General features: G+C 46.4%; 15 protein-coding genes and 2 tRNA genes. 15 read left to right on the forward strand and 2 right to left on the reverse strand.

The features are described 5' to 3' along the window. Window positions 1–32: 32 nt before the first annotated feature. The 15 genes from leuB to BLQ13_RS17105 all read left to right on the forward strand — a co-directional run bounded on the left by leuB (window position 33) and on the right by BLQ13_RS17105 (window position 21,121). Window positions 33–1,118: a 3-isopropylmalate dehydrogenase gene (gene leuB / locus BLQ13_RS17035; RefSeq protein ID WP_090922217.1), complete on the forward strand. Its 1,086-nt coding sequence runs from the start codon at window positions 33–35 to the stop codon at window positions 1,116–1,118. A gap of 367 nt (window positions 1,119–1,485) precedes the next feature. Further along, entirely contained in the window at window positions 1,486–2,025 is a 540-nt protein-coding gene (locus tag BLQ13_RS17040; protein WP_090922219.1) for a peroxiredoxin, read from the forward strand. Between the two features lie 356 nt (window positions 2,026–2,381). Next, window positions 2,382–2,798: a hypothetical protein gene (locus tag BLQ13_RS17045; protein ID WP_090922221.1), complete on the forward strand. Its 417-nt coding sequence runs from the start codon at window positions 2,382–2,384 to the stop codon at window positions 2,796–2,798. Window positions 2,799–3,268: 470 nt separating this feature from the next. Further along, window positions 3,269–4,375, forward strand: coding sequence for an ATP-binding protein (locus BLQ13_RS17050; protein ID WP_090922223.1), 1,107 nt, complete (start codon window positions 3,269–3,271; stop codon window positions 4,373–4,375). Window positions 4,376–4,495: 120 nt separating this feature from the next. Next, window positions 4,496–5,461, forward strand: coding sequence for an AAA family ATPase (locus tag BLQ13_RS17055; protein ID WP_090922225.1), 966 nt, complete (start codon window positions 4,496–4,498; stop codon window positions 5,459–5,461). Window positions 5,462–5,465: 4 nt separating this feature from the next. After that, complete coding sequence (locus BLQ13_RS17060; RefSeq protein WP_090922227.1) at window positions 5,466–6,581, forward strand: DUF58 domain-containing protein; 1,116 nt, start codon at window positions 5,466–5,468, stop codon at window positions 6,579–6,581. Continuing rightward, window positions 6,578–7,897: a hypothetical protein gene (locus BLQ13_RS17065; RefSeq protein WP_090922229.1), complete on the forward strand. Its 1,320-nt coding sequence runs from the start codon at window positions 6,578–6,580 to the stop codon at window positions 7,895–7,897. Before BLQ13_RS17060 ends, BLQ13_RS17065 begins: the two co-directional genes overlap by 4 nt. A gap of 84 nt (window positions 7,898–7,981) precedes the next feature. Continuing rightward, on the forward strand, window positions 7,982–8,938 hold the full coding sequence (locus BLQ13_RS17070; protein WP_090922231.1) for an aldolase catalytic domain-containing protein: 957 nt from the start codon (window positions 7,982–7,984) through the stop codon (window positions 8,936–8,938). A 309-nt stretch (window positions 8,939–9,247) separates the two neighbouring features. After that, on the forward strand, window positions 9,248–11,374 hold the full coding sequence (locus tag BLQ13_RS17075; protein ID WP_090922233.1) for a bifunctional diguanylate cyclase/phosphodiesterase: 2,127 nt from the start codon (window positions 9,248–9,250) through the stop codon (window positions 11,372–11,374). Between the two features lie 141 nt (window positions 11,375–11,515). Further along, window positions 11,516–11,589 (forward strand) — tRNA-Pro (locus tag BLQ13_RS17080). A gap of 11 nt (window positions 11,590–11,600) precedes the next feature. Further along, window positions 11,601–11,671: transfer RNA gene (locus tag BLQ13_RS17085), tRNA-Gly, on the forward strand. A gap of 639 nt (window positions 11,672–12,310) precedes the next feature. Then, complete coding sequence (abc-f, locus tag BLQ13_RS17090) at window positions 12,311–14,212, forward strand: ribosomal protection-like ABC-F family protein (protein WP_090922235.1); 1,902 nt, start codon at window positions 12,311–12,313, stop codon at window positions 14,210–14,212. 420 nt (window positions 14,213–14,632) lie between these two features. Continuing rightward, window positions 14,633–15,667 (forward strand): phenylalanine--tRNA ligase subunit alpha, encoded by a 1,035-nt coding sequence (gene pheS / locus BLQ13_RS17095; RefSeq protein ID WP_090922237.1) that lies wholly within the window; start codon window positions 14,633–14,635, stop codon window positions 15,665–15,667. Window positions 15,668–15,724: 57 nt separating this feature from the next. Next, window positions 15,725–18,178 carry a phenylalanine--tRNA ligase subunit beta gene (pheT, locus tag BLQ13_RS17100; RefSeq protein WP_090922239.1) on the forward strand — a complete coding sequence of 818 codons (2,454 nt, stop codon included), beginning with the start codon at window positions 15,725–15,727 and terminating at the stop codon, window positions 18,176–18,178. A gap of 138 nt (window positions 18,179–18,316) precedes the next feature. Further along, complete coding sequence (locus BLQ13_RS17105) at window positions 18,317–21,121, forward strand: hypothetical protein (RefSeq protein ID WP_090922240.1); 2,805 nt, start codon at window positions 18,317–18,319, stop codon at window positions 21,119–21,121. A gap of 102 nt (window positions 21,122–21,223) precedes the next feature. Here BLQ13_RS17105 and BLQ13_RS17110 read toward each other — a convergent pair whose 3' ends face one another. Then, the gene (locus BLQ13_RS17110) at window positions 21,224–21,595 is read right to left on the reverse strand and encodes a cupredoxin domain-containing protein (protein ID WP_312027572.1); all 372 of its coding nucleotides are present in this window, start codon (window positions 21,593–21,595) and stop codon (window positions 21,224–21,226) included. Window positions 21,596–21,814: 219 nt separating this feature from the next. Further along, on the reverse strand, window positions 21,815–22,174 hold the full coding sequence (locus BLQ13_RS17115; RefSeq protein WP_090922244.1) for a phage holin family protein: 360 nt from the start codon (window positions 22,172–22,174) through the stop codon (window positions 21,815–21,817). Between the last annotated feature and the right edge of the window lie 147 nt (window positions 22,175–22,321).

Consider the following 22,321-nt stretch of genomic DNA (forward strand, 5'->3'; position numbering starts at 1 on the left):
GTGATGAATGAAAATGAAGGAGTGGACAACCTATGGCAGACGTGAAAAAAATTGCAGTAATCGCAGGTGACGGAATTGGTCCTGAAGTTGTGGCCGAGGCGGAAAAAGTTCTGAAACGTACGGAGGAAGTGTTCGGTTATCGTTTTGAAACAGGGCACGCACTGTTTGGTGGTATTGCCATTGACGAGAAGGGCACGCCGCTTCCGGAAGAAACATTGACTGTATGTAAAAATGCAGATGCAGTGTTGCTTGGAGCAGTAGGTGGACCGAAATGGGATAATAACAGTAAAGAGTTGCGTCCTGAAACAGGACTGCTGGGTATTCGTAAAGCGCTTGGATTGTTCTCCAACCTGCGTCCTGCCGTTGTGTTTGACTGTTTGAAAGACGCATCCACGCTGAAACCGGAAGTACTTGAAGGTACAGACCTGATGGTTGTTCGTGAACTGACGGGCGGAATTTATTTCGGTGAGAAGTTCAGACGTGAAAGTGCCCAAGGTGAAGAGGCAGTGGACACTTGTGCTTACAATGTTGCGGAAGTAGAGCGCATCGTTCGTCAAGCATTTGAGATCGCTCAAGGTCGCCGTAAAAAACTGGCTTCTGTCGACAAAGCTAACGTACTGGAAACTTCCCGCCTCTGGCGTGAAGTCGTTAACCGTGTAGCTCCAGATTACCCGGATGTTGAACTCGAGCATGTGCTTGTAGACAATTGCGCGATGCAGTTGCTGCGTCGTCCGGCAAGCTTTGACGTCATCGTAACAGAGAATATGTTTGGTGACATATTGAGTGATGAAGCGGCTATGCTGACAGGCTCCATCGGTATGCTCGCTTCGGCATCGCTAGGTGAAGGAAGTTTCGGTCTGTATGAACCGGTACACGGCTCAGCGCCGGATATTGCCGGTCAAGGCTTGGCTAACCCGATTGCTACCATCTTGTCACTCGCGTTGATGTTCCGTACAACGTTTGGCTATGCAGAAGGTGCAGATGCGATTGAAGAAGCGGTAGCGAACGTGCTGAATGCGGGCCACCGTACAAGTGATATCGCTGTTGATAAGAGCAAAGCGATCAGCACGACCGAGATGGGCGATCTGATTGTTGCAGCTATTCAGAAAAAAGCTTAAGTTTCGTTTTAGCCTTGTCCACTTATTGAGACATTAACAGATCTCAGGTTACAGTCCTGTGGTTCGTATAAGAAACAGCCCTTTGATGCCCTAGTAGACCGTCTTTTGGTTTCTAATAGTGGAGAATGCAAAGGGCTGTTCCTTTCTCATTTACAACTCGAATTCGGCACGAAAATTTCTTATTTATAATTATTATAAAAAAATAACGTTTATAATCTTGACTTTGAGAAGTACGGATGATAACATTTTATTTGTACTTGAGAACAAGTATCAACAATTTAATGACAGGACAAGCGCCCTGTGTGCATCCTGATGATGAGCAATCCATATGGATGCTTACATAATCCCAAAGGAGGAATTTTTAGTTATGGCAGAACGTTTGGTTGGTAGACCAGCACCAGATTTCGCAATGGAAACAGTATCAGGAGACGGACAAGATTTTGGTTCCGTTAAACTGTCCGATTACCGTGGCAAATGGCTCGTATTCTTCTTTTATCCTTTGGACTTCACATTTGTGTGCCCAACTGAAATTACAGCTTTGAGCGATGCTTCCGAGCAATTCAAAGCTTTGGATACAGAAATCCTTGGCGTGAGCGTAGACTCCGTACACAGTCACAAAGCATGGATCAACACCCCTAAAGACAGCAACGGTCTTGGTCAGTTGAGCTTCCCGCTTGCTTCCGATATTACGAAGCAAGTAGCTAAAGATTACGGCGTTCTGATCGAAGAAGAAGGAGTAGCATTGCGCGGTCTGTTCATCATCGATCCAGAAGGCGAACTGAAATATCAAGTCGTTAACCACAACGATGTAGGCCGCAGTGTTGAAGAAACACTTCGCGTACTGCAAGCACTTCAATCCGGTGGATTGTGTGCAATGAACTGGAAACCAGGCGACAGCAATCTGTAAGCCGGTTTACTTGAACGATTGATGTTCAAGCCCTCATCCCCCTCGGGATTGAGGGCTTTTTGCAACCTTTTTCAAAGATATACCGTTAACTTAATAAAGGTGTTTGAACAAGCTGTCAGACGTGTTAATAATGTAATAGAAGAAGATCTTCTTTTTTATAAAAGAAAGAGGAATTGAAGGCTTGTAAGGCGAATAGGGTATGGAAACCCGGTAATTTAAGTCATTCCGGTAATCCGCATTTATAATTTGCATATGAATGTGATACACTGTTTGAACGATTCCCTTTCGGAGGTCTTTCAAGTGCACGGGTGTATATTGACTAAATTCCCGGCACCTAATAAGGAGGGTGAACAAAAATGAGTTACTGTTGTGGGGCAAGTATGGTGGGAACGAAGGGCACGCTGAAGCATTACCGCACCCAGGTTCATAATGTTCCCCTGCTGTTTTGTCCGGTGTGTCACCGGGTTGAGGTGCATTACAAGGTTGAGAATGAATATGAAATTCTTGCTGAATATGCGCATGGCGATGGGGCTTCTGAGATTGATTTTCAAGACTATGTGACAGAAGACGAGGATGCCATCTTCGAAAATTGCGTAAACCGTGAAAGTGAAGATGCAATGGTGATTGTTCAGCGTCAGATTGATATGTCACTTGATCTGCTACGGCTCGCCAAGGAAATGAAGGATGAGAAATGGGAGAGCGAATTGAAACGCCGCCTTGCCGTCATGAGTCAACGAAAACTTAAAATTCAGCATAACAAGACTGGGCTATAGATTGCAGTGAGATGTGACATGGATAGACCAATGTCTATATCTGTAATAAGCAATATGAAACGAAGCTGATCTCCCTTTATGGAGAGGAGGCTTCGTTTTTTGTGTTTTAGAGTGATCTTTTCTTTTTTTTTGCAAAATAATTTCCATTCGACACTTTCTCCGATTGACTCTATTCCCTAAACTTGTCTATGATAAAAGCAGACTTGCAAAAGAGGCGGAGCAAAATAAAGGGTTTTCGTTTGGGAATTGGAAAAGGTTAGTAAGGAACAAAACGTAAATGATTTTTCCGGACATTCTTGAATGAGCCGGATTAGACCAGCTTAAGTTCCGGACATGCCATCCTATTTTCGGCTCAGCCCCCTAATGAAAGGGACCCGGTAATCAATAAAAAATCGGCCCTTCCTGTTTCTGTGATGATATGATGTCCGAACGGCAAAGTTTATCATTTACGTGAAAAGGAGGAACCTGAAGTGATTCGTGAATTTCAGGATATAGCGCCTCAACCAACGGATGTGATTCCTCAAGTACATCTGGATAACAATAAGTATGAAAATGTACTAGAACACATGGATAGCGGTATTATGTTATTTGATAATCATGGGGTCTTGACGTTTATTAACGTTCAGATGGCTAAGCTGCTGGAGCTGCCGAGAGATCTGTTAAGCGGTTGCACGTTAATGCAGATGTTGCGTCTGCCCCAGATGAGCCGATTTAAGAAAAAGAAAATTTTACGGATTTATCGGGAAACGATCTTTCATCGTAAGCGTTATCATGAACTGACGGATGAGTATGGAAGGCACTGGCTTGTGACCGTGACGTATGGTGATCAGATGGATGGCGATTTTCTTTTTAGTGTCAAGGACGTTTCGGATTATAAGCAGATCGAGCAGACGGCCTATCAAAACGATAAACTGGCTATGCTTGGCCGCATCTCCGCATCAATTGCTCATGAGATCCGTAACCCGTTAACTGCCATTCGCGGATTCATCCAGTTGCTTCGGCCCCACCTGCTACAGCTGGGTAAAGACGAGTATGCCAGAATCATACTCACCGAGATCGACAGGGCAAATGACATTATCTATGAATTTCTGAACTCCTCGAAACCTTCGGCTCCGCAGAAAACGGTCATGACCGTAGAATCTTTGCTTAAAGAGGTCGTTCTATTGACCGAGAGTGAAGGGTTGATGAAAGGATGCGAAATTCTGCTTGAGGTGGATGACACCCCGCTTAATGTATCCATTGATGTGAAACAGATCAAACAGGTCATTCTGAATATGGTCAAAAATGCAATGGACGCCATTGAAGAAGTCGGTGAAGAATATACAGGCTTGATCCGAATCACAACAGCTACGGAAAATAATTTTGTGCAAATTACGATTGCGGATAATGGAAGAGGTATGGATCATAACACGCTGGTACGCTTATTCGATCCTTTCTTCACCACAAAAGAAAGCGGCACGGGTTTGGGACTTTCCGTGAGTTACCGTATTATTAAAAATCATGGGGGTACCATCTCTGTGGATAGTAAAAAGGGTGAAGGCACCAGCTTTATGATCAAGCTTCCACTGGTGAATTGACACAAACGTTTTCTGAAGGGATCGGTATTTTGCCGATTCCTTTGTTTTTTGTTGGCAGGATAAGGGTTATAGTTAGAAATGAATGCGAATACATAAGCATCGCGGAAGGAAGGGATTTGTTTGAATATTCAAGATATGGAGCAAATGAACGGACAATTCATGGAACATGTAGGCAAAGTGATTGTGGGTAAAGAGCATACGATGGAACTGATGTTGACAGCGATCATTGCATCAGGTCATGTACTTCTGGAAGATGTGCCTGGTACAGGGAAAACAATGCTAGCCAAATCGATGGCGTCTTCACTGGACTGCACATTTCAGCGGATACAGTTTACACCCGACTTGTTACCATCCGATCTGACGGGTATTCATTTCTATAATCAAAAATCAGGGGATTTCGAATTCAGGCCCGGACCGCTGTTTGCGAATCTTGTACTGGCAGATGAGATCAATCGGGCAACACCACGTACACAGTCCAGCTTGCTCGAATGTATGGAAGAACGCCAGATCAGCATTGATGGTTCAACAAGACAGCTTGAGCGGCCGTTTATCGTTATCGCGACTCAGAATCCTATTGATAATCAAGGAACATTTCCGTTACCCGAAGCTCAGATGGACCGGTTTATGATGAAGATTCGTATGGGGTACCCAACTGATGAAGAAAGTGTAGAGATCCTAAGAAGGACGGTGGCTAGCCGCTCAGTAAATGATCTGTCTTCTATTATCTCGCGCGAGCAACTTCTGAGAGCACAGGAAACGTATAAGACGGTTAACATAAACGAGGACCTCCTGCTTTATATTGTACAACTCACTGAAGCAACGAGAAAACATTCTGAACTGTCACTTGGGGTGAGTCCACGGGGGGCTCAGGCGCTTCTAAAAGCAAGTCAGGCATGGGCGGCACTTCACGGTAGAGATTATGTTGTACCTGATGACATTAAATTACTGGCAGAGCCTGTTCTGGCTCACCGCCTGGTGTTTCGTAATCGAATCAGACAGCAAGAAGGACTTGCGGAACTCATCATTCAACAGATTCTGACCGAAACCGAGGTGCCAACCGAGACACTTACTACAGGCGGACGTTAAGCTTATGGCACTTCTATGGCTTGTCGTTGTCGGGAGTTTAGTGATTGTGTTGCATGGCATATGGTTTGGACGGCCTGTGTTGCGAAATCTCAAGTATAGTAGACAGTTCAGCAAAACAAGGTGTTACGCTGGTGATGAACTGGAGATGATCGAAACGATATCCAATGAAAAACGAATTTCTGTACCTTGGCTTAGACTTGAAGCAATGATGCCTGCTTCATTTGTGTTTCGTTCAGGTTCAGGTATGGATATTAGTCAAGGTAATATTTATCAGAACCATAAAAGTGTTTTCACATTAAAACCGTATAATCGGATTACACGCACTCATCCGTTTGTCTGCTCCAAGCGGGGTGTGTACACGATGGATACAACTACCATGACCGGTGGAGATCTATTTGGAGTATGGCGTTCCTCAAAGCCGATTCCTGTGCAGATGACGATGATTGTATATCCTTCATTGGTTAACACGGAAGATATGCCAGCCATCTATCAAGTGTGGCAAGGAGAGGTGGAAGTTTCTCGCTGGATTGTGGAAGACCCGTTTCTAATCCTGGGGGTGCGGCCTTATGGGGCTGGTGATCCAATGAATCGTATTCACTGGAAAGCAAGTGCGCGGACAGGAGAACTTCAGGTGTACAAGCAAGGCTGGACGGCAGATCCCCAGTCATGGATTATTGTAAATATACAGGACTCTGCTGAGATGTGGAGTGTGGTTACTCGGCCTGAACTGATTGAGCAGGCACTCCGCTACGCAGCCACTGCAGCGGTAGAGGCTATTGGAAGAGGCTTGCCTGCTGGATTTGCACATAACGGCTACCATGTAGGCGGGGGACGCGATGTACTTCGTATTGAACCGGATTACGGCACACCTCATCTGGAGATGTTACTGGAAGCTATGGCTGAAACTGAATTAAAGTGTCTGGTACCGATGGAGCAGTTTTTGCAAGATGAAGTACGATTGAATGAAGAAGAGAAGCAGATTCGCAGTTATTTGTTGATTACATCATATGTCTCGGTTGCCATGGAACATGAAATCGAACGTTTGCATGAGCAGGGGCATCGGGTAACGGTTTTGCCTGTAGAGCAGTTAAAGCGTGATACAGGGGCGGTGGGCGCATGAGTGAAAAGGATGCAATAAAGCGAGTGCATATCATATCCATCTTGGCTGTTCTTTCAATAGGCATATATTTGTTTCCAATCTTTACGATCACATCATTGTATACCCGTGCTTATTTTCCATATCTGTTGTTCGGCTTATATGTTATGGCAGGCCTGTTCGGTCTATGGATTCAGCATCGTTTTACGAGCGTTATTGAGAAAAGCTCATTCGTTCGAGGTGTAATGGCATTTGCTATCTGTATTTTGTTCGTATGGGTTTCTGGCATGTTACTGACGCTTTCACTCCCAGCAATCATTACACTTGGAGCAGGTTTATTTATTGCTGCACTCACAGGTTTGAATTTTGATTCTGCTTTTTATTCGAGCAGGCTGTGGCGCCTGCAACTCGTGGGTGTAATCAGTGCCATTGTATCCACGATCGCGGCAATGCAAATTGAGTTCATGCTACCGATGCAGATGTACACGGGATACATCTATGCTGCTGGAGTCATCAGTTTTGGATGTTGGATTGTGGGACAATACAGGGCACAACTGGATCGTGCGGTACTTAATGATGGCAAGCGCAGATTGGTACTGCGGGAATTCACACGAGCAAACCACCTTCGGATCCTATGGATGTTAATTATTATTGCAGGTATCGGTGCTTTTCCGAGTCTTGCTGCATGGCTCGCACCGTTGCGGGATCGTCTGCTTGCGTGGATCAGAGGTCTGTTCGGAGCTTCTTCACCTCAGGAACCGCCACTTACACCTGAGATGCCGAATGAGCCGATGAACCTGCCGGATGAGTTCAGAGAGCCACCTTCAGATCCTTCTTTATTCTGGGAAATCCTCGGCTGGATCGTTTTTGGGGCAGCGGCAGCTGTGATTTTATGGCTTTTGGTCAAACTGGGCAGAACCATCATGGACAAACTGGCGGAGCGTTTCAAAGGATTGTTACAGCCTGGGCAAAAAAGACAAGAACCGAGAACGGAGTATGTCGATATCAGCGAAACGCTGGAGGTGCCCACAAAGGTTCGTAAACGATGGTTCCGCAAAAAGGAACCTGTCCCCACTCAGGCTGGAGAGCGTATTCGATACTATTATCGGGTATGGGTAAGCAATGCGATGGATCGGGGAGTAAAGGTTGAGAAGTCTTATACGCCACTAGAGACAGCGGAAAGCATTAAAGAGAGTTATCTTAAGAGTAAAGAGGGCACAGAGCAAGAGTTGGCAACGAGGCTTCCTGAAGTCTATAATGCTGTGCGCTACGGGAAGAAAGATGAACATAACCCGGATATGATTGAGATGGACCGAATCTGGAAATCTTACAGTAAATAAGCCCGGAATCCCTTTACTTTTCTTGTCACGTTCAAGTATCATGAGAGGAATACACAAGTTGGTCAGAAAAGGAGCAGACATTTAATGAAGACAAATCATAGTAAAATTGTAGATTGTACCATTCGTGATGGTGGATTGGTGAATAATTGGGACTTTAGCGTCGACTTTGTTCAAAAGCTGTATGCAGGGCTGAATGAAGCTGGCGTTGATTATATGGAAATTGGCTACAAAAATTCGCCGAAGTTGCTTAAAGGCTCCGAAGATGCCGGACCTTGGCGCTTCCTGAATGATGATTTTCTTCGTAAAGTCATTCCGCAAAAAGGCAACACCAAACTGTCTGCACTTGTGGATGTAGGACGTGTAGATGAGAACGATATTTTGCCGCGCAGTGAGAGTATGCTGGATCTGATTCGTGTCGCTTGTTACAGTAAAGATGTGGACAAGGCGCTTGAACTGGTGCAAACGTTCCATGATCGCGGTTATGAAACAACACTGAATATTATGGCACTTTCGAATGTGATGGAGAATGAATTGCTGGAAGCTTTCGAAATGATCAAGGAGAGCTCCGTTGATGTTGTCTATATCGTAGACTCATACGGTAGTCTGGATCATAACGATGTGAAATATCTGGTGGAGAAGTTCAAAACGCATCTTCCGAACAAACGTCTTGGCGTTCACACGCATAACAACATGCAACTTGCGTTCTCTAACACGCTCGTAGCCGCTGAACTTGGAGTTGAATTGTTGGATGCTTCTGTATACGGTATGGGACGCGCGGCAGGAAACTGCCCAACAGAACTGCTGGTAGCACATTTGAAAGGAACCAAGTATAATTTACGCCCAGTGCTTGAAGTATTGGAACAGCTTATGGTTCCACTGAGAGAAAAAGAAGAATGGGGTTATATCCTGCCTTACATGATTACAGGGACGCTGGATGAGCATCCACGGTCGGCTATGGCACTTCGTTCATCGGAGAACAAAGACAAAGTCGTTGACTTCTATGACAAGTTGACAACGCCTGAAGTAAACTTCGATAAATAAAAATAGTCTTAAATACAGTTGTAAATTTAAAAAAACATGGCCTCTTACTCGAGGTCCATGTTTTTTTAGTTCTTTGTGCCTTGTTTTTACTCATTTCCATGAATAGATATTCCTACTTATAACTATTTTTTAGTTCACGAATAGGGATTTAAATGTTATTATGTACCAGATAGAATATATGGATAATTAAATTAAACAGTGGTCAATATATGTTTTTGTCGAAATGTGTAATATACTTGGTGAATCAGATCAATAGAATTCAGTTGTACACGTATTACAGGATAGTGATCCCGGGAAGGAAAACATGGCATGAAGTTTAAAACGCAAGGTCAGAGTCAAATAGGTTGGGTCGCCATCGGCGGCTTATTGTTTTTCCTCGTAAGTCAATGGTTTCGTTCTTCTTCAGGCTATGATCTGAATTATTCGGGTTACCCGGTGATAACACTTTTAGGTGGATTTGCTGCAACGGCCGCCTGTATCGGTATTTATAATCAAAGTTGGCTATTTCAAACTCAAAAATTGACGCTACGCAGAGTGTTAATGACAACACTCTTTTTAATGTTAGGTCTATTTGAACTGGTGCACATCGTTTCGTTTGCAGAAGAAGTTCCTAACAGAGCGATGATGGAATCCGATTTTTCATTAATGATGTCAACAATGGGATCACTCGTTTGTTCTGCGGGACTGTTATTTATATATAGCGTACACGAGAAGCAAGTTGCATTACCGCGCAAATTTCTTCTGTTCAGCGCTACCCTTGGTACCTTTCTGATTTTGTACATCTGTTCTATCCAAGAGTGGAGTTTTCTACCTGAGATGCTTGATGGTCATCTGCTTGGTAAAGTATTCACTCGCCTGCATTGGGTTGCAGGTCTGCTGTATGTTACTGGGGCTGTCGTTCTGTATGTGCAGTGGAAAAAGACAAAAAACGCCGATCTACCACCTATCCTGAGCGGTATACTCTGTTTTCTGCTAGGTCAGGGGTATTTCGTGACTGCAAGTGTAGTGGACGATCTCAATCTGCTGCTTGGTATGCTAAGCAATTGTTTGGGCTACTTTTTCATTCAAAAAGGACTCTATGCATCTGTAGTTGATACCCCCTTCCTGCAACAACAGGCCGCTGAGGCCAAAATGAATTATATCGCACACCATGATGACGTCACCGGCCTTCCAAATCGCCGTCGCCTAAGTCAACGCCTGCAACTCATGCTGGATGATGCTGTTGTGGAGGAAAAGCTCGTCGGTGTACTTGTACTCAACATTAATCGTTTCAAAACCATAAATGACTCCCTGGGACAACAAGCGGCTAATCGGGTTCTGCGTCAGGTTGGACAGCGATTGAATCATTCATCTCTTCCGGGAGAAGAGGTGTTTGGTCTAGGTAGAGATGAATTTGCGCTGACCATGACGGACTTTTATAGTACAGATACGGCATTACGCCGGACACGGTCCATTCTGCAACTTTTTGAGAAACCCGTTATGGTGGATGGGAGCGAATATCATCTTACGCTGGGCATAGGCATGGCGATCTTTCCTTATGATGGAGAATCTCCCCAAGAGATTATTCAGAATGCCGATACGGCTCTGCATAGTGCGAAGGAGCAGGGAATTGAACTCAACCGCTACGCACATGCCATGCAGATGAAAGCTCAGGAACGATTGCAACTTGAAAATGATCTGCGCAAAGCACTGGCTCGGGGGCAGTTTTATCTGGTATACCAGCCTCAGGTGAATCTGCAAAGCGGACTGATCGTAGGCATGGAAGCACTTGTGCGATGGCATCATCCGCAACGCGGTTCAGTGTCACCGGCAGAGTTTATTCCGCTGGCTGAGGAGAGTGGACTGATTGTTCCGCTCGGAGAATGGGTGCTGCGAGAGGCATGTGCACAGAACAAGCTATGGCAGGAAGCGGGATATCGCAAGTTATGTGTGTCCGTTAACCTGTCGATGAGACAGTTCAGACATTCCCACCTGCTCGACAGCATCAACAGTATTCTCAGAGAAACGGGACTTGAACCGGCATGGCTTGAACTGGAGATCACGGAGAGCATGACGTTTGACAAAGACCGGGCCTTTGAACAGCTTCATAAAATTAAAGAGATAGGTGTACATATCAGTATTGATGACTTTGGCACGGGATACAGCTCACTACATTATCTCAAGGATCTGCCGATTGACCGGCTCAAGATTGACCGATCATTTGTGAATGAAATAATGGAAGACAGCAATAACGCTGCTATTGTATCCACGATTACTTCGATGGCACACCATTTACAACTCAAGGTTACAGCAGAAGGTGTTGAGAACGAGGAACAGATGATGTTTCTTCGCAATCAGCATTGTCATGAGGCACAAGGTTATTTTTTCGGTAAACCGATTGAAGCGGCGGACTTTGAGCAAAGGTTCCTTAGAGATATTGACAAGCCTGCGGGATAAGGAGTAGCAGGGTCGCGAGAGCGTTCCTGCCTTTCTGGTATCCAATTCTAGGAAAAAACTGTTGATATGCCTTGCACGTTAGTGCGGATCGTGGTATATTAGGTTTTGTAAAATCACTGTTAACTTCCATTTGGAATTTAACGGGACGTAGCTCAGCTTGGTAGAGCACCTGGTTTGGGACCAGGGGGTCGCATGTTCAAATCGTGTCATCCCGATTGTTCATTATGCGGGTGTAGTTCAATGGTAGAACTTTAGCCTTCCAAGCTAATAGCGTGGGTTCGATTCCCATCACCCGCTTAACAGCATTACCTGGAAAACCCTTGAAGTTCAAGGGTTTTTCTTTTTTTTTGAATTTAGATAAGTTTAACTATTCTTTTACACAATAACGGAGAGGACAGAAAAAACCTGAAAAAGCGGAGCGTTCGCCTTTATCACCGGATTTTCCCCTTTGGAAAAGGGAATCCAAAAATTCTGGGGATAACAGCGATTGGAAGGTTATTCTGTCATCGGAGTGGGCCGTGTAAATTCTTTAGTTCAACTTATATAGATATAGACAATGACATCTTGACCTTTGCTTTTTTTCAATGATCTGGTACAATAACGGAGAATTGATACTACACATGAATGAGAGGTAACCATACGTCCCATGAAGTAAGACACATGAAGTGAACCCCAGTTAACTGCAGATTGTTATATGACGCAGTCAGCCGAGCGGCTGAGCAATGAGGGGATTCGTGTGTCCAAATTCAGCTATAGGGAATAGTATGGAAGAAGCAAGTTTTTCGGCTTGCGTAGGCCCTCGTCAGGGTTTCTTTGTTCATGCTATGGTAGCCTCATATCTGTATTTTGAACGCGTTAATCCATTCAAAATTGCTAAACCGCCGGCTGATGCCAGCGGTTTTTTTTGGATTTTTTGTTCAGGAAGGATGAGGACTCATGACGACATTGGTGCGCTTACATGAAGTATCAAAAGAATGGAACGGTAATGAATTGTTTGCCGGATTGAACCTTGAAATTAACGAGGGCGAACGACTTGCCATACTAGGCCGCAATGGATGCGGTAAAACGACACTTTTACGGATTATACTCGGCGAGGAGGATGGAGGTGGACGGATTGATCGTCAACTTCCATTGTCAGAATGGGGTTTCATGCGTCAGCGTTCAGAGGTGCCGAGTGGAATAAATGTATTGGATGCAGTAAGGCGGGAGAGTGGACGTATTGATGAAATCAAGCGGAAGCTGGAAGAACTCGAGCGCCGATTGAGCGATGCTGATGGTACCGAAGATAACGCTTTGCTGAACGAGTATGCCCGATTTTTGGAGGAATATGAGCAATTGAACGGTTACATGTGGGAAACAGAGGTGGAGAAGGTATTAACCCGCCTCGGGCTTACTACAGAACACTGGAGCAGGCCTTATCACTCACTCAGCGGTGGTCAGAAAACGAAAGCACGACTTGCAGGACTGCTGGTCAGCAATCCCAAATTTCTGATTTTGGATGAACCAACGAACCATCTGGATGAAGAGAGTATGCGTTGGCTGGAGACTTGGTTATCCGCATACGAGGGAACGGTGCTGTTTGTATCCCATGACCGGACATTTATTGACCGGGTAGCGACCAGTGTAATTGAATTTAATGCAGAGAAACTAACCAAATATAAGGGCGGTTACACCGATTACAAAGGCCATAAAGAGCGGGAACTGAAGGAACAGGAGACGATTTATCGCAAGCAACAGCTGGAACGTAAAGCACTGGAGGAGACCATTCGTAATTATCAGCAGTGGTTCCATAAAGCTCATGACTCGGCAGGAGGCCAAGAGGTGAAGATTACCCAGAGCTTCTACAAGGCCAGAGCCAACAAAAATATTTCGCGTTATCATGCCAAACAGAAGCAACTGGAGCGGCTCGAAAATGAGCGAGTGGATAAACCACGGGAAGCTACGAAACTGAATATGGAGCTACAAATGACTTCACTCGGTGCACGTCAACTTCTTGCGCTGGAAGAAGTGAGTTTTTCATACGATCCAAAGCAGTCATTTCTTCATGAATTGCGGCTTGCGGTCGAGCGTGGGGATCGGCTTGCCGTGCGTGGGGCAAACGGATCGGGCAAGAGCACGTTGCTGAAATTAATAATTGGAGAGCTTCAGCCTTTACAGGGAAAGATCAGCCGTCATCCCCAGCTTAGCATCGGTTACTTTTCACAAGAACTGGAGGGATTGCCTGAGGATGCAACGCTGCTGGACAGTTTGCTGGTTCTTCCTTCCATGACGCAAAGTGCCGCGCGAACCATCCTGGGATGTTTTTTATTTTCACGAGAAGATGTGTTTAAACGTATTGGAGATTTAAGTATGGGGGAGAAATGCCGTGTAGCCTTTCTACGGTTGTATTTCGGCGGTGCTAATCTGCTTGTACTGGATGAGCCAACGAATTATCTCGACATCGACACCCAGGAAGTGATGGAGAATGTGTTAAAAGAAGCCTCCGGCGCACTGGTTATCGTATCCCACGACCGGATGTTGACCCGATCTTTGGCGAATCGTCTGTGCGACTTAAAGCCGGATGGAACAGCATCGCTCTTCGAAGGCGGTGTAGCCGATTGGGAACAAACGGTGCAACTACGGGAGTCTGCACTGGACACACGTGATTCGGATGATGAGCGTCTGCGGCTGGAGATGAGACTGTCTGAGTTGCTTTCTCCCGCAAGTCCTGCAGGAACGGAACGAGAACGCTTTTCGCTCACGGAGTCTGCGGCAGAGATGGGGGCGGAATCAGCCGAGATTCGTGTCATTCAGCAACGATTGAAAGAGCTGAGAAATCAAGGTGCATCTGCAAATTAGCAATTGGGCATGCTTGCTATTTCACCGTATTTTGCATATAATAATGAACGATCGTCGATCATTGGTATCGATATAGGTTATGTTCATTTGAATAAACGTATTGATGGAGACAAGTAAGCAGTGCCTCTGGACAGGGAGGAAGCGCCGTAGATTGAGAGCGTTTCTGTAGAACCAGGCTGCCGAAATTCACTCCGGAGCGGTTCCCTGAACCTGATGATGTGTGCAGACACAGAGACGACAGTAGGGGCAAACGGTTAACGGTCGTTATTCCGTACAAAGTGAGACAGAACGTGTTGCAGAGCTTTTTTGCAATGTGACAACGGGAGTCTAACAAGGGTGGTACCACGGTCTTTTCGTCCCTTTTGGGGAGAAAAGGCCTTTTTTTGTTGCAATAACAGCATTTAAAGGAGGCAATTACACATGAAAGAACGTTTGGAAGCATTAAAGATCGAAGCGCTGGAACAGCTATCGGGCGTTAACGATCCGCAGACGCTGGCTGATCTGCGTGTAAAGTATTTGGGCAAAAAAGGGGCACTGACTGAGATTCTGCGCGGCATGGGTTCACTAAGTGCCGAAGAACGCCCAGTCATTGGGCAAGTGGGTAACGAAGTTCGTGGAGCGATTGAAGATGTGATCAACAGTAAGCAGGAGCAGTTCCAAAAGGAAGAGACTGCGAAGCGTCTTCAATCCGAGAAGGTTGACGTAACCTTGCCGGGGCGTCGCGGACGTCAAGGCGGATTGCATCCATTGACCAAAGTGGTGCAGGAGATCGAAGATATTTTCATCGGTATGGGATACCGCGTAGCAGAAGGTCCTGAGGTGGAGATGGACTATTACAACTTCGAAGCTCTGAATCTGCCGAAGAACCACCCGGCGCGTGATATGCAGGATTCCTTCTATGTTACTGAGGATCTGTTGATGCGTACACACACCTCTCCAGTACAAGTTCGTACGATGCAAAGCATGAAAGGTGAGGTGCCTGTCAAAGTCATCTGCCCTGGTAAAGTATATCGCCGTGATGACGACGATGCGACACACTCCTTCCAGTTCCATCAAGTCGAAGGCCTTGTAATCAGTGAAAACATTCGAATGAGTGATTTGAAAGGAACGTTGCTGCAATTTGTGCGTGAAATGTTCGGCGCTCACACGGAAATTCGTCTGCGTCCAAGCTTCTTCCCGTTCACCGAGCCAAGTGCGGAAGTGGATGTAACTTGTGTACAATGCGGTGGTAGCGGATGTCGTGTCTGTAAGCAAACAGGCTGGCTCGAAATTTTGGGCGGCGGTATGGTTCACCCGAAAGTGCTGGAGATGGGCGGATATGACCCGGAGAAATACAGTGGTTTTGCCTTTGGTATGGGTGTAGAACGGATCGCGATGCTGAAGTACGGCATAGATGATATTCGTCATTTCTATAACAGTGATCAGACTTTCCTGAAACAATTCGGACGTCTGTAATGATATTGATTGTCAATGAACGTCAAACTAATACAAAGATTAAGGAAGTGAACGTGCATGAGAGTATCGACAGATTGGCTGTCTGATTATATTGCCCTTGAAGGTGTAACCCCACAGGAGCTGGCAGAAAAAATCACCCGTGCAGGGATCGAAATTGATGTTGTGGAGAACCGCAACCAAGGGGTAAACAAAGTTGTTGTTGGTTATGTGAAGAGCAAGGAGAAACATCCGGACGCTGATAAACTGAATGTCTGTGTGATTGATGCAGGACAAGAGGAAGAGCTACAGATCGTATGTGGAGCGAAAAATGTGGATGCGGGTCAAAAAGTAGCGGTAGCCCTTGTTGGCGCAAAGCTTCCAGGCGGGCTGGATATTAAAAAAGCGAAGCTGCGCGGCGTTGTATCGCTTGGTATGATCTGTTCGGCCAAGGAGCTTGGCATGAACGACAAATTGCTACCTAAAGAGCAACAGGAAGGTATTCTTGTTCTGCCGGAAAACACAGAGATCGGTACGCCAATCAGCCAGGTGCTGGGTCTGGATGATCATGTGCTGGAGCTCGACTTGACGCCGAACCGTTCCGACGCCTTGAGTATGCGCGGTGCGGCATACGAAGTGGGTGCGATCCTGGGACGCGAAGTGACGTTACCGAACCCGAAAGATCAACTGGTTGAAGCTGGTGATGAAGCGGCTAACCATATTTCTGTAGAGATCAAAGCCCAGGAGCAATGTAGCCATTATGCGGCTCGTTATGTGACTGAAATCAAGCTGGGGGCTTCCCCGCTCTGGATGCAGAACCGTCTCATGGCAGCAGGCGTACGTCCGATTAACAATATCGTGGATATTACGAATTATGTCATGCTTGAATATGGGCAACCGCTGCATGCGTTTGATGCAGATAAGCTGGAGAACGGCCGCATTGAAGTGCGTATGGCACATGAAGGCGAAACGATTGTGACGTTGGATGGACAGGAGCGTAAGCTGGAACCGCATATGCTGCTTATTACCGATGGCGTGAAACCTGTTGCCATCGCCGGGGTTATGGGTGGTGAAAATTCCGAGGTATCGGAAGGCACCGTGAATCTGCTCTTGGAGTCCGCCAAGTTTGATGGCGGAACGGTTCGGAAGACGTCGCGCCAACTGGGGCTACGTTCCGAAGCAAGCTTGCGTTTTGAAAAAGAAGTAGACCCGGGTGCTGTAATTACGGCTCTGGATCGTGCGGCTGAACTCATTCAGCGTTATGCATCAGGCCAAGTACATCAAGGGATTGTGCAGGCTGGGGCTGAAGCTTCCGAGAAACGTGTCATTCAAATGTCTCTGAACAGACTTAATCGTTATTTGGGAACGGATCTTTCTCTGCTTGAGGTGAAAACAATCTTTGCCCGGTTGCACTTTGCATGTGGTGATGCGGAGCAGGGTGTTCTCGATGTGGAAGTGCCTACTCGCAGAGGGGATATCACGATAGATGTGGATCTGTTCGAAGAGGTTGCCCGTCTATACGGGTACGACAACATTCCAACAACGTGGATTGAGGGCCCGACTACACCAGGAGCATATACCCGTCCTCAAGCCATTCGTCGTACGATCCGTGGGTTGATGTCTGGTAGCGGCTGGCAGGAAATGATCAGTTATTCCTTTGTTCATCCGGACAAATCAGTGCTGTTCCCTGCGCTGACCCAAGGAAGCAAAGCGGTTAAGCTGGCTATGCCGATGAGTGAAGATCGTAGTGTGTTGCGTACGAGTATTTTGCCGCAGATGCTGGATGCTGCTGTATACAACATGAATCGGAAGCAGGATTCGCTTGCTGTGTTTGAAGTAGGCAGTGTTTTCTTCACGGAGGAAGAGAAGCTGACGAAGCAACCGCATGAAATTCCGGTACTCTCCATGTTGCTTACGGGTGACCGTGTAGCGCAACAATGGAATGTAGGAGCAGAGAAAGTGGACTTCTTTGACATCAAAGGTGCACTTGAGAACTTGTTTGCTTATTTGGGGCTTGAGCAGCGGATTCGCTTCGTGGCGAACAGTCCGGAAGGATTCCATCCAGGGCGTTCTGCCTCCATCTATCTGGATGGCAAAGATGGAAGTGAAGGCACATTGATCGGTACTCTCGGTCAGTTGCATCCAGAACTACAGCAACAATATGATCTGAATGATGTTTATGTTGCTGAAATTGCTCTTGAAGCGATATATCAGGAAGCAGATGCGAATATTCGTTATCGTGAGCTTCCGCGCTTCCCGGCAGTAGAGCGGGATATTGCTGTGGTGGTAAACAAGAATATCGAAGCTGGCGACATGCTCCGTACCATCCGTGAATGTGCGGGTGAACTGTTGCAGAACGTACAGGTATTTGACGTATTCACAGGCAGCAAGCTGGGTGAAGACAAGAAAAGTGTGGCCATGGCTCTGGTATACCGAAACCGTGAACGCACGTTGACAGACGAGGAAGTTACCGAAGCTCATGCGCGGGTAGTAACACGTTTGGAAGAGCAATTCAACGCAGAACTGCGCAAATAAGACAGAAGTCAATTTTTTGAACAAAGATTAGCAGGAATTGCTCGAAGTCACATCGAATCCTTAGCAATAGAGGATCGATGTGACTTTTTTGTCATTACAGCTTAGAATCAACATACAGACTTGAAGGAGGGCACAACTGTGACTACACCTGATCGTACACGCGTCACCGTAGAGATCTACGGGACTTCCTATAAACTGGTCGGCAGCAGTGCCGATTATATGAAACAAGTAGCTAATCTGGTAGATGAGCGTATGAGCGCCATCTCCAAAAGTCATTCCCGTTTGGACACGCCGCGTATTGCTGTACTTGCGGCCGTACATATGGCTGAGCAGTCTCTTCAGACGCAGGAGATCCAAAATGAGCTCAAGATGCTCACGGGAGAACGTACAGAACTTCGAAATGAATTGAACCGATTAAACGCCATTCAGAGCGAACACCAAAAAGAATTGCAACAGCGAGATCAGTCTCTCGCTGAGGTTCGTCAGCAGAAGATTGAGGCGGAGCAGGCTTTGCAAAAGCTCACCGCAGACAAGCAGGCTGAAATCTCCAAACTGAATGCGATGTTGGAGCAAGAGCGCAGCCAAATGAAGGATCAGATCCAGAAGATGCAAGCGCAAGCCGCGGCACAACTCAAAGAGGCAGAAGTGAAAGCTAATACACGTGTAAAGGAAGCAGAGGAAAAGGCAGCAAACCAACTCAAACAAGTACAGGCTCAATCTGCGTCGCAACTTAAAGAAGCACAGAACCGTGCGGCAGCTGAGCTACAGCAGGTGCGGGCCAAAGCCGCAACTGAGTACAAGGAGTTGCAGGAAAGAACTGCGGCACAATTGAAGGAAGTAGAAAGCAAGGCAGTAGCAGAGCGCCAAAAACTGCAGGTTCAGGCGGCAGAGCAGGTACAAGCGGCCAAAGAAGAGGCAGAAGCTGCGATCCTCTCTGAACTGGAACAGGCTGAAGTCAAATTGAGACAGGTGCAGGAGGAGGCAACCCTCCAATACAGCGAACTTGAAAATCAAATGAAGCAACGTCTGGAGCAAGCCGAGCAGAATGCACAGAAGCAGGCGGATGCGTTCCAAGCACAAGCGAAACAAGAGCGTGAAGCATGGATTGCTGAAGCTGAACATAAGCATCAGGCTACACTGGAGCAATTGCAGGCTGAGTTTAAAGCTCTTTCCGAGCAATCCGAACTGGAATGGATGGAGAAAGAGGCATTTTATGAAGAACAATTGAAAGAAGAGCAGGAAGCAGCGGCTACCCGTACAGCTGAGGCAACGGCTGCGGCTGAAGAAACGCTACAGCAGGAGCGGAGTAAACTGGCTCGTCAGTTGCAGGAAGAACGCACTCAGGCAAATGCTCGCATAACGGAGATCAATGAACAACTGGGAGAGGTTCGGAGTCAGCTTCAACATGCGCAGGAAGTGGTGTCTGAGCAAGAACAGTTGCTTCAAGCGGAACGTACCCATGTGGAGTCGTTGCAACAGGAGCACGAGATCCGTATTCAGGATCAGGAGACTCAGACACGTCGAATTGCGGAGCTTCAGCAGCAATTGGAGCAATTGAGAGGAGACAGCAATGATCTGCAAAACAAACTTCGTGAAACGGAGCAGTCGTTGAAACAGACACAGGACTCTCAGCAACAGTTGCAAGATCTGTATAATGAAGCAGTGGATCGTGAAACAGCGCTCACAGCTCAACTGCGTAAACTCCAGGAACAACATACCCAGCTTGAACAGGATGCGCAGCATTTGCTTGAAGCAGAAGCGAAGTCAGAAGAAGAACAGCGCAGATTGCACAAGGTGCTTGAGCAGGCACATGCGGCTGTACGTACATTGCAAAATGAGATCACAACACTAACGGAGAGTGAACAATCCTGGAAAGATCTTGCTGAACAGCGACTCGCCGATATTGGCGATTTGGAGAATCAGATTCTCGAAGCGGCCGATCAGAATGAAACGCTGGAGGCTGGTGTACAGTCCTTACATGATGAACTTTCCGTTGTAAAGGAAGAAGCACGTCTCTACAATGAAGAGGCTGTTCGTTATGAGAAAGAAAACGAGGTCCTGGAAGAAAAACTCAAGCAATTGGATGAGGAATTACAAGGCACACGCCGTGAACTAAATGATAATCATGAGGAGTTAGCTGATACTCGCGATGAATTGCATAGTGCCCAAGAGGAATTAAGCCGTTTGCAAGAACAATACAAGCAGATCCGTAACGATTATAGTGATGCTCTCCAACGAGAAGAAAATGCTGGTTCTCTAATGAGTGAACTCGAAGCGGAGAAGAATGCGCTGGAGCAATCGCTGAACGAAGCAAGGCAGTCCGCTGAGCAGCTTGCCAAGCGTTATACAGAGCAAGCGAATCAACTCGCGCAGACGGAAGAGGAAGCTCTCGAATGGCAAATTAAACATGAGGATCTGTCGGCCAACCAGGCGGAACTGTCTTCTCGTATCCAGCAACTGATGACACGTGAAGAAGAGCTTCGCTCACAGTTGGAACAGGCAACTCAGTCGGCAGAACAGAACGAACAGGTATGGAAGCTACGTGCTGACGAATGGGCGGAGCAGGAGCAGGCATGGCAGGATCGCTGGACAGCGCTGGAGAGTGAATTGACAGCGTGGCAACGAGAGAGTGCAGCGAGTTCCGAGAAGCTGGAAGAACTGGTACAAGAACGAGACCAGTTGCTCAGGGAACGTTCACAGCGGGAACAGCATCAAGTGGAGGTTGATGAGGAGAAGCAGATCATGGAGAATGAACTGCGAGAAATAAGTGAACGTTATGAACTGGCGGCAAACCAGCTTCGGTTGATGCAGGTTGAGCGGGAGATGGAACAAGAAAAGGCGGAGCAACTGAATACGGAATATCGTCAGTTGCATGATGAATATACGAAGTTACAGACGGAATATAACGAATGGATTGAATTGATTGAGCAGGATCAGACGTAACGAATGACTCTTTTCGTCGATGTGCTGACCAGCGAACTCTTGCATAATTTGTTATAATACACAAAGAGCTCCCGTCGCTACGGGGGCTCTTGTCTTGAAGTGTTATTCTTCTACTATAATTTTGGAGATCATGCTACTGTGTCCAGAACCACAAAAAACGGAACATGACATTTCGAACTCGCCGACTTTTTCGGGGACAATGACTTTGGAACTTTTTTGAGTGTCTAACCGAAGATTGAACTCAGGCACGAGCAAACCGTGATTTCCGTTGACGTTTTCATAAACAATCTTCACAGGCACACCTTTTTTGAGTCGATATTCGGGTTGATCGAATTCGTAGTTGCTTGCCTTGATCACCAGTTGTTCGCTGGCTGTAATCTCTGGCTCGGATGCTGAATCTTTGGGACTACCGCATGCAGCAAGAACAAGAATTAACATACACGCGGCAAGCCATGTTATACCTTTCTTCATCATGTACCTCCTTCAGACGTGTGGGATGGATAAAATTTGAATGATTTCTCAAGTCATCATACCGCAATCTGGCGATGCCTGTACATGTGGGGTATGTCGTTTTATTGAAATTTATCGATAGTTGCTGATCACTTGATGTGCAAAAAGAAAAACCTCTTCAGGCCAACGGCCTTCCGAGGTTTAGGTGTCTTGTTAGAGCGCTAGCAGAATGACAGTCAGTCTTTAGCTTTTGGAGCTTCGTCCGGCATCAAACGGTGTGGATACCGGGATGAAGAGATCGATAATCCCGATGACCAATGCGGCAAGAATGGCACCGAGCAGGCTGACCTCAACGTGATCAACCACATATTGACCCAGCCAAATGACCAGTGCACTTACGATAAAGCCGACGATTCCCCGGCCAAAAGGATTCACTCTTTTGCCAAAGATGCCTTCAACGATCCAGCCCAGCAAGGCAATGACCAATGCAAGCATCAGTGCGCTCCAGAAACCACCAACGGCGAAACCGGGAACGATCCAGCTTACAACCATTAAGACGATAGCTGCAATAATAAATCGTACGACATGGCCCAGAAAATTCATAGGGGTTACCTCCTTTGTTCAGATTGGATTGGGCATAAACATGGGAACTCTAAGGGAGTAAAATGAATAGCACAATCCTGACACATGTAGTTTGTGGCGTCATACCCCAAGTTATGTGTGGAAGGATTCGTTAAATAGCGCAACAAC

Origin of the sequence: Paenibacillus polysaccharolyticus (assembly GCF_900102085.1) — a bacterium.
GTDB classification, from domain to species: domain Bacteria; phylum Bacillota; class Bacilli; order Paenibacillales; family Paenibacillaceae; genus Paenibacillus; species Paenibacillus polysaccharolyticus.